Here is a 14,456-nt window from a genome sequence, read left to right on the forward strand (position 1 = left end):
TGGAAGCTTACAGGCTTACAACGTTACCAGCTGCTGGGCCTTTAGCGCCGCTTTCGATGGTGAAGGAAACTTTCTGACCTTCGTCCAGAGATTTGTAGCCATCGTTCTGGATAGCAGAGAAGTGTACGAACACGTCTTTAGAGCCATCATCAGGAGTGATGAAACCGAAACCTTTATCAGCGTTGAACCATTTTACCAGACCAGTCATTTTAGCAGACATAGAAATTACCTTATTAACAAATATATTGTGCCTTCCGGCGCGATAGGTTGCGTTACAGATTTTTAAGCGATGAAGGAAGGGTCACAACGAAGGGTATCTATGGATAACAATCTGGACTGCTTTACTAAACTGCTTTAGGTCTGTGTAACAAACCGACGGAACAGTTATACCTATGTGGTACATGAATGACAAGCGTTATTTTCATCGCGCATAAAAAAACCCCGCAGCTCGCGGGGTTTTTTGTCTTATTCAGTGGCTGTCACTGCCGAGCTCCACGCCTGGCTAAAGGCCTGGTGCTGGGACGCCAGCGGCCCTATCAGCGCGTTATACTGGCTGGCCTGCTGAGAGGTCGGGAACTGGATACCATTAGAGACAAAGCTCACCTGGGTCCCCTGCTGGGAGATGTAATCCCCAACCTGTACCAGCTGCTGAGTGAAGATCTGCGCCGCTGGGATCAGCGGTTGCATAGCGTCAGCGGGCTTAGTCACCACTTTCTCGTAAACCTTGTCAAAGACAGGCTTGAGATCGTCGCCCTGTTTCAGCGCAGAGTGGGAAGCATCAGCCTGCATTTTTGCATTCTGCAATTGCTGGCTCAGCACACCCAGAGCACCATTAGACTGGCGCAGCGGTTCACGCTGGGTCATATAATCCTGCGGCACACGGATGGCGTTAACGCTATCCAGCACTGGACGAAGACCAGAGTCCATCGCCTGGCTCACCTGCTGTGAATAACCATAAAGAATGGCGTAATCGGACACGAAAGGACCGAACTGTTTTTTCTGATCCGCAGTCAGCGTTGGTAAACGTTCGCCACTGCGCATCACCGTATTCTGTAGAAAATCGATAAACGCTTTGCGCTGATCGCCTTCTTTATCGAAACACCCACTCAGGCTAACTACCATCAATAACGCCGCAACAGGCGCAAACCAGCGAGAGCAGGACTTTCCTGTCGCCATTTCAATACTCCTTTCACCCAAAAAAGCGCACACCGGCACACGCGTGCCCGACGCTGACAAGGATAGTCCAGGTCAGCCTTGCAAGATACTCTTTTCATGCAAAACGACTATTGCTGTTTTCTTGCTGACGATTTACAAAAAAATACGCTGCCGCGCTGTTTATGAATAATCAGTCGATTAGCGCGGATAAGCCTTCTGCTGAAACGCGTAAAGCTCCGCCTACCGCACGATTAATCACAACCCGGATGATCCTGCGTCTGTTTTAGGGACTATTCTTAACTGGCTCTCTGATGTTCACGATCCCGCTGTGTGATTTAAGAGGAGTTCTCAATGGAATATAAAGATCCTGAGTTTGAGCTGCTGAGCAGCCTGGAACAGATTGTTTTTAAAGATGTACCGCAGACGATTACCCTGCAACAAAAATCCAATCCCTTTACAGAATATGAGCAATTGCGCAAAGGGACAGGACTGAAAACAGATGAATTCGCCAGAGCAATGGGTGTCAGCGTAGCGATGGTGCTGGAGTGGGAGTCAAAACGTGAAAGACCCACAGCCACCGAGATAAAGCTGATGCGCCTGATTCAGGCAAACCCTGCACTCAGCAAACAGATAGCGTAAAACCAGATTGTGACAGCCCCCGCCCTTGCGGGGGCTTGTGTTTTAAAGCCTCTCACAGCGCCATCCCTCTCTATGCCACACCATCTCATGCGTCAGGTTCAGCCCGTTCAGGAATGCCTCATCGTGCGACACCACCAGCAACGCGCCGGGAAACGTCGCCAGCGCCGCTTCAATCGCCTGAACGGAGGCCAGATCCAGATGGTTGGTCGGCTCATCAAGCAGCAGAAGCTGTGTGGCCTCTTCGCGCCAAAGCACACAGGCCAGCGCGGCTTTCAGACGTTCACCGCCGCTCAACTTCGCCAGCGGAAGCATCACCTTATCAGCGCCCAGCTGAAGATGGGCTAAGCGGGTGCGCAGCCCCCCTTCTTCCAGCGGCGTGTTGCTCAGGTTGAGATGCGCCATCACCGATAGTGACAGGTCCAGCTGCGACAGGTGTTGATCGAGATAAGCGCAGGTTACTGACACACGGCAACTGCCCGCGTGCGACAATGTTTCCCCGAGTATGGTTTTCAGGAGCGTTGATTTCCCACAGCCGTTTGGCCCCCGCAACGCCACGCGCATCGGGCCATCCATCCGCCAGTTCATCGGCGGCATATCCACAAACGGCAGCACCAGATCCTCAAGGACCAGCACCTGTTTCCCCTCGGCAATCTGACTTCCCGGCAGGGTGAACATCACCGGGTTATCTTCTTCCACCCGCTCACGCGCTTTGTTGACGGCATCATTCAGCGCATCATTTTGATCGTTATGCTGTTTTTTCCACGATCCAATACGCTCTTTCGCCGCCATTTTGTATTTGATCCGCTCGAACGAGGCGATATTAAGACTATCGACGGTACGCAGCGTCTTTGCCGAACGCCGCTGGCTGTCGTCATGTTCTTTTTTCATCCGCTCACGCGTGCGCTTACGTTCTGTGGCAGCGTGTTCAAGCGCTGCGCGGGCGGATTGCTGCTCGGCATCACGCTGACGCTGGTAATCAGCATAATTCCCGCCGTAACTACGCAGACCCGACGCGCTCAGTTCCAGAATGCGTGGAACCTGCGCCAGCAGTTCACGATCATGAGAAGCGACCAGCACGCCCCCCTGATAGCGGGAAAGTTGTTCGTAGAACCACTCCCGGCCTTGCCTGTCGAGATGGTTGGTAGGCTCATCCAGCAGAAGATAATCAGCACCGGCAGTCAATGCTGCGCACAACAGGGCGCGAATACGTTCGCCCCCGCTAAGCTCTGCGGCAGGTTTATCAGGATCAAATGGCGGGAGTTTCGCCTGGCTAAACGCCGCGCTCAGACGTTCCGCTAAATCCCAGTGTCCGTCGAGTATTTCCAGACACTCAGGCTGATAATCACCGCTTTCGATACGCTTGCGGGCTGCAAAAATCTCGTCATACCCGAGTAGCTCAGCAAGTGGCGTTTGTGGAGAAATATCATGGTGTTGCGCCACATAGACGTGCGTGCCGAAACGCTCGATATGCCCACTCGCAGGTTCATCAAGCCCGGCCAGCAGACGCAACAGGCGCGTTTTACCGCTACCGTTACGGCCAACCAGCGCGCACATCGACGGCTCAAGAGCGAGATCCAGCGGACCAAAAAGCGTATCGCCCGTCGCAAACTGACAGGTGACCTGATGCAAAATAAAAGAAGGGGACTGCGCAAAATGAGCCATAAGCACTCCTGAATGAAATCAAAACATCCCCTGCCGACGCGGTGGCGTTTAGCAAGGATCGAAATTCATCAGTCGTGTTTGTTCATTTTCGGGATGCGCTCCAGAGGGAAAAAGTTAACGGGCATAAGGATAACGGTAATTTGTTAACCGTTTCAAGGTTAATTTTTGGGCGAAACAGAATCGCACTCTCTTTGGGGTGAGGGTTCCTCTGTAATTTTTGTCCTTACCGAAGCGATTAATGACGTCATTAAAATAAAAGATCTACAGCGACGCCATGGTCCGGCTGAAAATCGCCGAAGCGTTTCCTGTAGGCCAGGGTGGTGGCGGTGAGCCCCCCTGGCACGTTCACCGGTAATGTGGTGACAGAGTAGCAAGGAACATAAAGTGAACGGAATGACCGCCTCAGCTGTATGTTCCCCCTCACCCCAGCCCTCTCCCCAAAGAGGAGAGGGGGTAGTCCGTTGCTGATGAACGCTTCCCTGCCGCCATCGGCTAACACAACGCTGCGCCATAAAAAAACCCGCCGAAGCGGGTTTTTAGCGTTTGTAACAACGGGCACATTACTGGAGCAGCGAAATATCCGCCACGCGCAGGAACAGCTCACGCAGTTTTTCGAGCATAGAGAGACGGTTCACACGCAGATCTTTATCTTCTACGTTCACCATCACTTTCTCGAAGAAGGCATCAACCGGCTCACGCAGTTCAGCCAGTTCGACCAGCGCTTCCTGATAACGGCCTTCCGCGAAGAATGGCTCCAGCTTGTCACGCAGCACCACAACCTGCATCGCCAGGGCGATCTCTTCCGGCTCTTTCAGCGTCGCAGCGTTTACACGCTCGTTCAGCGTTTCGTCGGATTTTGCCAGGATATTGGATACACGTTTGTTAGCCGCAGCCAGCGCAGATGCTGCTTCCAGAGTACGGAAGTGAGATACCGCCTTCATACGCGCATCGAAGTCTGCCGGACGGGTTGGACGACGCGCCAGAACCGCCTGAATGGTGTCGACAGTATAACCTTCGTCCTGATACCAGGCGCGGAAACGGCCGAGCATGAAGTCGATAACGTCATCCACCACTTTCGCGTTAGTCAGCTTGTCGCCGTACAGACGAACGGCTTCTTCGGTCAGGGTTTGCAGATCAAGGTTCAGGTTCTTCTCAACGATGATACGCAGCACACCCAGTGCGGCACGACGCAGCGCAAACGGGTCTTTGTCACCTTTTGGATGCTGGCCGATGCCGAAGATACCCGCCAGGGTGTCCATTTTGTCGGCAATCGCGACGGCGCAGGCAACCGGGTTGGACGGCAGATCGTCACCCGCAAAGCGCGGCTGATACTGCTCGTTCAGAGCAACCGCCACATCTTCTGCTTCGCCATCGTGACGCGCGTAGTGCATCCCCATCACGCCCTGGGTGTCGGTAAATTCGAACACCATGTTGGTCATGAGGTCGCATTTAGACAGCAGGCCCGCGCGGGTTGCGTGGTTCACATCGGCACCGATTTCACGAGCGATCCAGCCGGACAGCTCTGCAATACGGTCGGTTTTGTCACGCAGCGTACCCAGCTGTTGCTGGAACAGTACGGTCTGCAAGCGCGGCAGATGGTCTTCCAGGCGTTTTTTGCGGTCAGTATTAAAGAAGAACTCCGCATCCGCCAGACGTGGGCGAACCACTTTCTCGTTACCGGAAATAATCTGGACCGGATCTTTGGACTCAATGTTCGCCACAAAGATGAAGTTTGGCAGCAGTTTGCCGTCGTTGGCATAGACCGGGAAGTACTTCTGGTCACCCTTCATGGTGTACACCAGCGCTTCAGCCGGAACCGCCAGGAACTTCTCTTCGAACTTAGCCGTCAGCACAACCGGCCACTCGACCAGAGAGGTGACTTCTTCCAGCAGGCTTTCGCTCAGGTCAGCGTTACCGCCAATCTTGCGCGCGGCTTCTTCTGCATCAGCTTTGATCTTCGCTTTACGCAGCTCATAGTCAGCAATGACTTTACCGCGCTCCAGCAGGATCTGAGGATACTGATCGGCGTTGTCGATGGTGAACTCCGGCTCGCCCATAAAGCGGTGGCCGCGGATCACGCGATCGGATGCCACACCCAGAATGGTGGCTGGAACAACGGTGTCACCCAGCAGCAGGGTCACGGTGTGAACCGGACGCACGAAGTGCACGTCAGACGCACCCCAGCGCATCAGTTTTGGAATCGGCAGTTTCGCCAGAGAAGTCGCAATCATGTCTGGCAGCAGTGCTTCTGCACTTTCGCCTTTGACATGGGCGCGATACAGCAGCCACTCGCCTTTGTCAGTGGTCAGACGCTCAGCCTGGTCAACGGTGATACCGCAACCACGCGCCCAGCCTTCCGCCGCCTTGCTTGGTTTACCTTCAGCGTCGAACGCCTGAGCAATCGCCGGGCCACGTTTTTCCACTTCACGATCGGGCTGAGAAGCCGCCAGGTTGGCCACTTTCAGCGCCAGACGACGCGGTGCAGCAAACCATTCAATTTTACCGTGCGCCAGGCCAGCGTTATCCAGCTCGGCGGTCACGTTCGCAGCAAAAGATTCAGCCAGGCTGCGCAGGGCTTTTGGTGGCAGCTCTTCGGTGCCGATTTCCACCAGGAAAGTTTTCTCAGACATGGCCGCCTCTTATTTATTTCGATTGCACATCGGGAAGCCAAGGGCTTCACGGGACGCGTAGTAAGCTTCTGCAACGGCTTTGGTCAGAGTACGAATACGCAGAATGTAGCGCTGACGTTCAGTCACGGAGATAGCCTTGCGGGCGTCCAGCAGGTTGAAACTGTGGGCGGCCTTCAGAATACGCTCATAAGCAGGCAGCGGCAGCGGAGTCTCCAGCGCCAGCAGCTGCTGGGCTTCTTTCTCATACTGCTCGAAGCACGTGAACAGGAAGTCCACATCTGCGTATTCGAAGTTATAGGTGGATTGCTCCACTTCGTTCTGATGGAACACGTCGCCGTACGTGGTTTTACCCAGTGGGCCGTCGCTCCAGACCAGGTCGTAAACGCTGTCTACGCCCTGAATGTACATAGCCAGACGTTCCAGACCGTAGGTGATTTCACCGGTAATCGGTTTACATTCCAGACCACCAACCTGCTGGAAGTAAGTGAACTGAGTCACTTCCATACCGTTCAGCCACACTTCCCAGCCCAGACCCCAGGCACCCAGCGTTGGGTTTTCCCAGTTATCTTCCACGAAACGAATGTCGTGGATAGTTGGATCCATACCCAGCTCTTTCAGCGACCCGAGGTACAGCTCCTGAATGTTATCCGGTGATGGCTTAATCACAACCTGGAACTGATAGTAGTGCTGTAAACGGTTCGGGTTTTCGCCGTAACGGCCATCAGTAGGGCGGCGGGATGGCTGCACATAAGCCGTTGCCATTGGTTCTGGCCCCAACGCGCGTAAGCTGGTCATCGGGTGTGAAGTGCCTGCGCCTACTTCCATGTCCAAAGGTTGAACAATGGTACAGCCCTGACGAGCCCAGTAATCCTGTAAGGTCAGGATCAGGCCCTGGAAGGTCTTGGTATCAAACTTTTGCATAGTATGTCGTGCTGGATACGTGTGGTTTTTAATGGAAGGGATCAGTATACCCGCTGACTGCAAGATATACAGTACGAAACGGGTTTGTTTAGGGAAAATTGGGAAATAAGCCTTTCAGCCAGAAGACTTGCCCGGTCTGGCTGCTGATTATACGAACATGTTAGCGCATCGAGAGGTGTAAAAACTGGCCGTCTGCGTCAAAAGAACAGACAAAGCCCTCTTTACGAGAGGTATGTCCCCGCATCTCGAAACTGCCCTGAAACCGTTCAAAGCCCGTGACATCGATTTTCTCCATGCCAGTGTTATAGCGGTGGGCAGCCTGATCTTTGCACAGCTGCTCCATATCCAAAGAACGTTCAGGACTCATTTTACCCTGCTGCGCTTTTTGCACAGGGGCATCTTGCGAAGCACTGCATCCTGCCAGCATAAGCAGCAGAAAGAGTGACGCCACACGCTTCATCATCATTTTTATTACCGGCCTGGTCTGTGGCTGTTATTTTTAGTATCAAAGCTTTTATAGATTAAGGTTTGGCATTCTGCGAATCTCGCGGCCTCCGTACAAGCCCGCATAATAAAACTCAGAATTTTCCAACGAGAGGCTTTCGCGTATTGGCAGTCACACTTTTTTTAACAGGACAACAGAGGAACTGATGCAGTCGAAAATTAACTGGATTGATAACCTGCGAGGAATAGCCTGTCTGATGGTGGTGATGATCCATACCACCACCTGGTATGTCACTAACGCCCACAGTATCAGTCACGTTAACTGGGATATCGCCAATATTCTGAACTCTGCGTCCCGCGTCAGCGTGCCGTTGTTCTTTATGATTTCTGGCTTTCTCTTTTTTGGTGAGCGCAGCGCGCAGCCGAAGCATTTCATGCGCATCGCCTCATGTCTGCTGTTTTACAGCGCCATTGCGCTGCTCTACATCACGCTGTTTACCTCGATTAACGCCGGGCTTTCACTCAAGTATCTGCTGCAAAAGCCGGTGTTCTACCATCTGTGGTTCTTCTTCGCGATTATCGTTATCTATCTGGTTTCTCCGCTGATTCAGGTAAAAAAAGTGAGTGGAAAAATGCTGCTGGCGCTAATGGTGGTGATTGGCGTGGTAGCCAACCCCAATACGGTGTCGCAAAAAATAGGGGGATTTGAATGGTTGCCAGTCAATCTCTATATCAGTGGTGATACGTTCTACTACATTCTCTACGGCATGTTGGGGCGCGCCATTGGTATGATGGACACGCAAAAGCGTGGGCTTAATGGGCTATGCGCCGCCATTTTTATCATCGGCGTGGTGATTATCTCCCGCGGGACGCTGTACGAACTGCAATGGCGCGGTAACTTCGCTGATACGTGGTATCTCTACTGCGGGCCGATGGTCTTTATCTGTGCCGTTTCCCTGCTGACGCTGGTCAAAAATACGCTGAATGCTCGCCCTCTTCCCTGGCTTGGGTTTATCTCGCAGCATTCTCTGGGGATTTACGGCTTTCATGCGCTGGTGATCCACGCCCTGCGGACCCGAGGGGTGGAGCTGAAAAGCTGGCCGTTGCTGGATATTGTCTGGATTTTTGCCGCCACGCTGGCCGTGAGTTTGTTGTTGTCGATGCTGCTACAGAAGATCGATACTCGCCGTTTCGTCAGTTAACGATGCGCTGCCTGGCGCGGCGATACTGGCGCGGGGAGGAAAACCCTGCCGCCAGTGACGCCTGCTCCACTCCCCGTCCCTGCAATAACCACTGCTCTGCCACCGCCAGACGCAATTGCTCCAGGTAATCCCGAACGCTTATCCCTAAATGGGCCTGAAAAAGCCGGGTCAAATGGCGCGGGCTGACGTGCGCAAGGGCAGCGATATCCGGCAGGCTCCACGCTTTTTGCGGCTCTGCGGTGAGGGCATCTTGCGCACGGTGGATGGCAGGATGAATATGGTTGCGATAGCGTAACCAGGGGGATAGCTGCGGGTCGTCGCCAGAGCGACGGAACCAGACCACCATCTCACGCGCCACGGCCAGCGCCTTTTCCGGCCCGCAAAGACGGTTGATCATGTGCAGCGCCAGATCGATACCCGACGTGATCCCGGCGCTGGTCCAGATACTTCCATCCTGAACGAATATGCGATTCTCTTTGATCGCGGCCGTCGGTGCCGCACTGCGCAAACGGTCAATGACATCGTGATGCGTTGTGCACTGCCTGCCATTCAGCAAACCGGATTTCGCCGCCAGCAAAGCCCCTGAACAGACGCACATGACAGTAATGTCCTGATGGTGAATTTGCGGTTGCAGGCGCATCAACCAGTTCTGAATACCCTTCGCTTGCGGCGTTGAAAACTGATAGCGGGAGTCGCTGACGCCTGGCAGCACCAGCAAACTCCCCGCAGGCAGGGTATCCGGCAAGGGCTGGATGCCCCCCATCGACAGGCCAATCGACGTCGGGACTTCGGGCTGCGGGCCAATGTAATGCAGGCGAAATGCATCGCCTGCCAGCACGAAGGTTTCTGCAGGGCCGGTCATGTCTAATGACAACACCCCTGGCAGCATGACGAACCAGACGTCGATGCTCATTAAAGTGACTCCAGCGCCTGCGCGACGGTTTTAATATCGGCAAATCGCCCAGCCAGCACCGTCTCGGTGCGATGGCGCAGTTCGTCTGCGCTGAGGGTGATCCCCTTATGCGTCATCGGAAACGTGAGCGTTGCCTCGCTAACAAAGGTCACAGCATAGCCCAAATCGGAGGCCACACGGGCGGTTGTTTCACAGCACTGCTCGGTGCGAATGCCGCAAATAATCAACTGGTTGATATCACGCTCTCGCAGCCAGCGATCAAGACCGGTATCGGTAAAGGCATTATGGACGTGTTTCTGAAATACTACGGCAGGACGATGACGTAAAAAGGCCATCGGTTTGACATAGCCACTTTGCAGTGAGAAGGGGCCGTCTTCGTCGACATGAAAGATATCAACAACGGGAATGTTGCGCGATTCGCAGCCTTCGATCAGCCCAAGCATCGCCTGCTGGAAAGCGGGAATATCCTTCTCCTGCCAGTAATCACGATGATGGAAAGACTGTTGAGTATCGATATTAAGTAAAGCAATACGTGACATGATAGTTCTCCTCGCCAGTGGGTGTAACCTTATCCTGGCGAGGAAACGAGGTCGCGAACAGACCAAAAAAGGACATCCTCATGCCTCTTCCAGACAACCGCTTTTATGACATTAACGGCAGCAGCTGCTGGTAGATTTTACGAAACACATCGCGCCTTTCAGCGTACTGTGCATGGCGTTTAGCATCGGGCACATGCGCCTGTTCAAGTGCAAGCTGCGGCAATAGCTGTGCAAGCGGCGTATCCGGATTCAGGGCAATCTGCGCCAGACGCGCTGCCCCCAACGCAGGGCCTACATCACCACCCGTCCGGTAGTCCAGCTGCAACCCGCTGATATCAGACAGCATCTGCCGCCAGTAGCTGCTCCTGGCGCCTCCACCAATCAGGGTGATACTGCCGGGTTTTAGTCCGCAGTCGTGTACGACGTCCATCCCGTCAGCCAGTGCATAACCCACGCCTTCGAGCACCGCACGCGCCAGCTCTGCCGGGCCATGCTGATGCGTCAGCCCAAAAAAGACGCCTTTGGCTTCAGGGTTGTTATGCGGCGTACGCTCGCCGGAAAGATAAGGTAAAAACCAGACGGTACCTGCGTTTTCATCCGCCTGCTGCGCCGCCGCAATCAGCGTCGGGACATCGGCCAATCCGGTCAGTTTTGCCGCCCAGTCAAGGCAGGATGCCGCACTCAGCATCACCGACATCAGATGCCACTTACCCGGAAGGGCATGGCAGAAACTGTGCACGGCATTTTCAGGGTTGCTGCGATAGCCATCGCTAACCGCAAAATAGACGCCGGATGTCCCCAGCGAGAGCATCGCCTGCCCCGCATCAACCATCCCGACACCCACAGCACCAGCCGCATTATCACCACCACCGGCCACCACCGGCACAGCCGGCATGTTCCAGCTTTTAGCAACGGCGGGCTGTAATGTCCCTGTGATCTCGCTGCCTTCAAAAAGCGCCGGCATATGATCGCGCGTCAGATGGCAGGCATCGAGCATAGCTTCACTCCAGTCGCGTTTGGCCACATCGAGCCACATGGTGCCCGCCGCGTCGGACATATCGCTGGCGAAATCACCCGTCATACGAAAACGCAGATAATCTTTCGGCAGCAGCACTTTGGCGACCTGACGGAACACCTCAGGTTCATGGCGTTGCACCCACAGCAGTTTTGGTGCGGTAAAACCTGGCATCATCAGGTTGCCCGTTATCTCCCGGGAAGTGGGCACGCGGCCTTCCAGAATGGCGCACTCTTCACCGCAACGGCCATCGTTCCAGAGAATAGCCGGGCGCAACACGCGGTGCTCGCTATCAAGCAGCGTAGCGCCATGCATTTGCCCGGCAATGCCGAGCGCTTTTACATCACGCAGGCTGTGTTGTTCATCCAGCGCCTTCATCGCACGATCCGTCGCCTGCCACCATTGCTCCGGGTCCTGTTCCGACCACAGCGGATGCGGGCGTGAAACCTGAAGCTTTTCAGTCTGTGTTGCTAACACTTCGCCCTGCTCGCTGAGCAGGATGGCTTTCACACCCGATGTGCCAAGATCGATCCCGATATACATTGCGGTGACTCCTTTAACAGAAATGCCCGGTGGCGTTACGCTTACCGGGCCTATGCACGTCTTCAGCTCGCTGTTACTTATCGAACAGGTAGTGATTCACCAGGTTTTCCAGCAATTCCTGATGTCCGCTTTGATGCTGCGGTGCCAGATGATGCTGTTCAGCGTACTTCGCGATGTCGGCAAGCGATAACTGGCCTTTCAAAATTTGCTGGCCCAGCTCACTGTTCCAGCCGCTATAACGCTTCGCAACGCGTTTATCCAGCTCACCGTCTTCAATCATACGAGCCGCGACTTTCAGCGCCAGCGCCATGGTGTCCATCGCGCCAATATGGCCGTAGAACAGGTCATATTTGTCAGTGCTCTGACGGCGCACTTTGGCGTCGAAGTTCAGGCCACCCGTGGTGAAGCCACCTGCTTTGATGATTTCGTACATCACCAGCGCATTTTCTTCAACGCTGTTCGGGAACTGATCGGTATCCCAGCCCAGCTGTGCATCGCCACGGTTCGCATCAACAGAACCAAAGATACCGAGCGCAATGGCAGAAGCGATTTCATGATGGAAAGAGTGACCCGCCAGCGTGGCGTGGTTGGCTTCGATATTCACTTTGATCTCTTTTTCCAGACCAAACTGCTTCAGGAAGCCATACACGGTGGCAACGTCATAATCGTACTGATGCTTGGTTGGCTCTTGCGGTTTTGGCTCAATCAGCAACGTGCCGCGGAAACCGATTTTGTGTTTATGCTCGACAACCATCTGCATAAAGCGACCAATCTGTTCACGCTCCTGGCGCAAATCGGTGTTCAGCAGGGTTTCATAACCTTCGCGCCCACCCCAGAGAACGTAGTTCTCGCCACCCAGCTGATGGGTTGCGTTCATTGCGGTCACCACCTGGGTGGCGGCCCAGCTGAACACTTCTGGGTCAGGGTTTGTTGCCGCACCGGCACCATAACGCGGGTTAGTGAAGCAGTTTGCTGTGCCCCACAGCAGCTTCACGCCACTTTGCTGCTGTTTCGCTGCCAGCACGTCAACCATTTGTGCAAAGTTGTTCAGATACTCTTTCAGGGATGCGCCTTCCGGTGACACATCCACATCGTGGAAGCAGTAATACGGCACGTTCAGCTTGTGGAAGAATTCAAACGCAACATCCGCTTTACGCTTCGCCAGCTCAATGGCCTCGCCGGGTTGCTGCCACGGGCGATCGAAGGAACCCACACCGAACATATCGGCGCCATTCCAGCAGAAGGTGTGCCAGTAACAGGCGGCAAAGCGCAAATGGTCTTCCATGCGCTTACCCAGCACCAGCTCATCCGGGTTGTAGTGACGAAATGCTAAAGGATTGGACGTTTTCGGGCCTTCGTAACGAACGCGATCGAGTTGGTCGAAATAAGCTTGCATATTGAGCTCCATAATCAAGGGATGCGGCGAGTAGTCGATACTGGAGTAATAGTGAATAGACATTCTGACTTGCTCAATTACGTTATTTCACACTGCTATTGAGAGAATGCACAACTGTGCGCTGGCTCGCAAAATAATGCGCAGGCAAACTATTTTTTCGGCGTTTATTCCAGATTTGCGTGTAATTAATAAGTTACGCTTTTTAAAATCAGATCGCGGTCATAAATTCAGAAATAAACCAAATATCATAACGAGAAGATAAAAATCTGTAATTGCCAGCCAGCCATTCCACGTTAAAAATTTGCTGCATCTACAGCAGTGAATGTTTCTTTTATCTCAGCAGCACATCACCTACAAAAAGGCCCTATAATTATGAAGATAAAGAACCTGTCCCTTACTCTCTGCACTACTCTCCTGCTTGCAAGCTTTGCTGGTCATGCAAAAGAGGTAAAAATCGGCATGGCTATTGACGATTTGCGCCTTGAACGCTGGCAAAAAGATCGCGATATTTTTGTGAAAAAAGCGGAATCGCTTGGCGCACAGGTGTTTGTTCAGTCGGCTAACGGCAACGAAGAAACCCAAATGTCGCAAATCGAGAATATGATTAACCGCGGCGTAGATGTTCTGGTCATTATCCCCTATAACGGCCAGGTGTTAAGTAACGTAGTTAAAGAAGCAAAACAAGAAGGTATAAAAGTTTTAGCCTACGATCGCATGATTAATAATGCGGATATTGATTTTTATATTTCATTCGATAATGAAAAAGTGGGTGAATTACAGGCAAAAAGTCTGGTTGATAAAGTGCCTCAGGGGAATTATTTCCTGATGGGCGGCTCACCGGTCGATAACAACGCCAAACTGTTCCGTGAAGGACAAATGAAAGTACTTAAGCCATATATTGACGATGGCAAGATTAAAGTGGTTGGCGATCAATGGGCAGATGGCTGGCTTCCAGAAAATGCGCTGAAAATTATGGAAAACGCCTTAACCGCCAATAACAACAAAATTGACGCTGTTGTTGCGTCCAATGATGCAACAGCAGGCGGTGCCATTCAGGCACTCAGTGCGCAGGGCCTTGCCGGTAAAGTCGCGATTTCAGGTCAGGATGCCGATCTCGCGGGTGTTAAACGTATTATCGCCGGCACGCAAACCATGACTGTTTACAAACCCATCACCGAGCTCGCCAACACGGCAGCTGAAATTGCCGTTGAGCTTGGCAGTAACCAACAACCTAAAGCAGACACTAGCCTGAACAACGGCCTGAAAGATGTTCCGTCTCGCCTGCTCACCCCGATCGAAGTCAATAAAGAGAACATTGACGCCACCGTGATTAAAGACGGTTTCCACAAAAAGAGTGAACTGTAATCCAGCGCTGCCCCTGCCCTGCGGGGGCGCAT

At 53.3% G+C, this 14,456-nt stretch carries 13 protein-coding genes; 3 read left to right on the forward strand and 10 right to left on the reverse strand.

Annotated elements, in window-relative coordinates:
- Positions 1–7: 7 nt before the first annotated feature.
- On the reverse strand, positions 8–220 hold the full coding sequence (gene cspA / locus F3J30_RS18035; protein WP_003860775.1) for an RNA chaperone/antiterminator CspA: 213 nt from the start codon (positions 218–220) through the stop codon (positions 8–10).
- A gap of 245 nt (positions 221–465) precedes the next feature.
- Complete coding sequence (locus F3J30_RS18040) at positions 466–1,176, reverse strand: DUF3053 domain-containing protein (protein ID WP_014068425.1); 711 nt, start codon at positions 1,174–1,176, stop codon at positions 466–468.
- Between the two features lie 330 nt (positions 1,177–1,506).
- Here F3J30_RS18040 and F3J30_RS18045 point away from each other — a divergent pair, with 330 nt between their 5' ends.
- A complete protein-coding gene (locus F3J30_RS18045) occupies positions 1,507–1,794 on the forward strand; it encodes an HTH-type transcriptional regulator (protein WP_014068424.1) in 288 nt (95 codons plus the stop codon).
- Positions 1,795–1,836: 42 nt separating this feature from the next.
- Here F3J30_RS18045 and F3J30_RS18050 read toward each other — a convergent pair whose 3' ends face one another.
- The 4 genes from F3J30_RS18050 to F3J30_RS18065 form a co-directional block, all read right to left on the reverse strand.
- A complete protein-coding gene (locus F3J30_RS18050) occupies positions 1,837–3,456 on the reverse strand; it encodes an ABC-F family ATP-binding cassette domain-containing protein (RefSeq protein ID WP_166718094.1) in 1,620 nt (539 codons plus the stop codon).
- Positions 3,457–4,016: 560 nt separating this feature from the next.
- Complete coding sequence (glyS, locus tag F3J30_RS18055) at positions 4,017–6,086, reverse strand: glycine--tRNA ligase subunit beta (RefSeq protein ID WP_166718095.1); 2,070 nt, start codon at positions 6,084–6,086, stop codon at positions 4,017–4,019.
- A gap of 9 nt (positions 6,087–6,095) precedes the next feature.
- Complete coding sequence (gene glyQ, locus F3J30_RS18060; RefSeq protein WP_003860141.1) at positions 6,096–7,007, reverse strand: glycine--tRNA ligase subunit alpha; 912 nt, start codon at positions 7,005–7,007, stop codon at positions 6,096–6,098.
- A gap of 160 nt (positions 7,008–7,167) precedes the next feature.
- Positions 7,168–7,473, reverse strand: coding sequence for a YsaB family lipoprotein (locus F3J30_RS18065; RefSeq protein WP_166718096.1), 306 nt, complete (start codon positions 7,471–7,473; stop codon positions 7,168–7,170).
- Positions 7,474–7,657: 184 nt separating this feature from the next.
- Here F3J30_RS18065 and F3J30_RS18070 point away from each other — a divergent pair, with 184 nt between their 5' ends.
- Positions 7,658–8,653, forward strand: a complete 996-nt coding sequence (locus F3J30_RS18070) for an acyltransferase (RefSeq protein WP_166718097.1) — start codon at positions 7,658–7,660, stop codon at positions 8,651–8,653.
- Here the strand turns inward: F3J30_RS18070 and F3J30_RS18075 are convergent.
- From F3J30_RS18075 to xylA, 4 genes are all read right to left on the reverse strand, one after another.
- The gene (locus F3J30_RS18075) at positions 8,646–9,566 is read right to left on the reverse strand and encodes a helix-turn-helix domain-containing protein (protein WP_166718098.1); all 921 of its coding nucleotides are present in this window, start codon (positions 9,564–9,566) and stop codon (positions 8,646–8,648) included. The two genes, F3J30_RS18070 and F3J30_RS18075, sit on opposite strands and share 8 nt — an antisense overlap.
- Positions 9,566–10,105: an isochorismatase family protein gene (locus F3J30_RS18080; RefSeq protein WP_166718099.1), complete on the reverse strand. Its 540-nt coding sequence runs from the start codon at positions 10,103–10,105 to the stop codon at positions 9,566–9,568. The genes F3J30_RS18075 and F3J30_RS18080 overlap by 1 nt, the downstream gene beginning before the upstream one ends.
- Before the next feature lie 103 nt (positions 10,106–10,208).
- Positions 10,209–11,663: a xylulokinase gene (gene xylB / locus F3J30_RS18085; RefSeq protein ID WP_166718100.1), complete on the reverse strand. Its 1,455-nt coding sequence runs from the start codon at positions 11,661–11,663 to the stop codon at positions 10,209–10,211.
- A gap of 73 nt (positions 11,664–11,736) precedes the next feature.
- Complete coding sequence (xylA, locus tag F3J30_RS18090; protein ID WP_166718230.1) at positions 11,737–13,059, reverse strand: xylose isomerase; 1,323 nt, start codon at positions 13,057–13,059, stop codon at positions 11,737–11,739.
- 372 nt (positions 13,060–13,431) lie between these two features.
- Between xylA and xylF the strand changes: the two genes are divergently transcribed.
- The gene (xylF, locus tag F3J30_RS18095) at positions 13,432–14,424 is read left to right on the forward strand and encodes a D-xylose ABC transporter substrate-binding protein (RefSeq protein ID WP_166718231.1); all 993 of its coding nucleotides are present in this window, start codon (positions 13,432–13,434) and stop codon (positions 14,422–14,424) included.
- Positions 14,425–14,456 lie beyond the last annotated feature (32 nt).

The organism is Enterobacter sp. Tr-810, assembly GCF_011752765.1.
Classification (GTDB): domain Bacteria; phylum Pseudomonadota; class Gammaproteobacteria; order Enterobacterales; family Enterobacteriaceae; genus Enterobacter; species Enterobacter soli.

Bases quoted from the DNA above. Each gene is read 5' to 3' on its own strand.
- glyQ (WP_003860141.1), bottom strand. From the start codon at position 7,007: ATGCAAAAGTTTGATACCAAGACCTTCCAGGGCCTGATCCTGACCTTA.
- cspA (WP_003860775.1), bottom strand. From the start codon at position 220: ATGTCTGCTAAAATGACTGGTCTGGTAAAATGGTTCAACGCTGATAAA.
- F3J30_RS18065 (WP_166718096.1), bottom strand. From the start codon at position 7,473: ATGATGATGAAGCGTGTGGCGTCACTCTTTCTGCTGCTTATGCTGGCA.
- glyS (WP_166718095.1), bottom strand. From the start codon at position 6,086: ATGTCTGAGAAAACTTTCCTGGTGGAAATCGGCACCGAAGAGCTGCCA.
- F3J30_RS18080 (WP_166718099.1), bottom strand. From the start codon at position 10,105: ATGTCACGTATTGCTTTACTTAATATCGATACTCAACAGTCTTTCCAT.
- F3J30_RS18040 (WP_014068425.1), bottom strand. From the start codon at position 1,176: ATGGCGACAGGAAAGTCCTGCTCTCGCTGGTTTGCGCCTGTTGCGGCG.
- xylA (WP_166718230.1), bottom strand. From the start codon at position 13,059: ATGCAAGCTTATTTCGACCAACTCGATCGCGTTCGTTACGAAGGCCCG.
- F3J30_RS18050 (WP_166718094.1), bottom strand. From the start codon at position 3,456: ATGGCTCATTTTGCGCAGTCCCCTTCTTTTATTTTGCATCAGGTCACC.
- F3J30_RS18045 (WP_014068424.1), top strand. From the start codon at position 1,507: ATGGAATATAAAGATCCTGAGTTTGAGCTGCTGAGCAGCCTGGAACAG.
- xylB (WP_166718100.1), bottom strand. From the start codon at position 11,663: ATGTATATCGGGATCGATCTTGGCACATCGGGTGTGAAAGCCATCCTG.
- F3J30_RS18070 (WP_166718097.1), top strand. From the start codon at position 7,658: ATGCAGTCGAAAATTAACTGGATTGATAACCTGCGAGGAATAGCCTGT.
- F3J30_RS18075 (WP_166718098.1), bottom strand. From the start codon at position 9,566: ATGAGCATCGACGTCTGGTTCGTCATGCTGCCAGGGGTGTTGTCATTA.
- xylF (WP_166718231.1), top strand. From the start codon at position 13,432: ATGAAGATAAAGAACCTGTCCCTTACTCTCTGCACTACTCTCCTGCTT.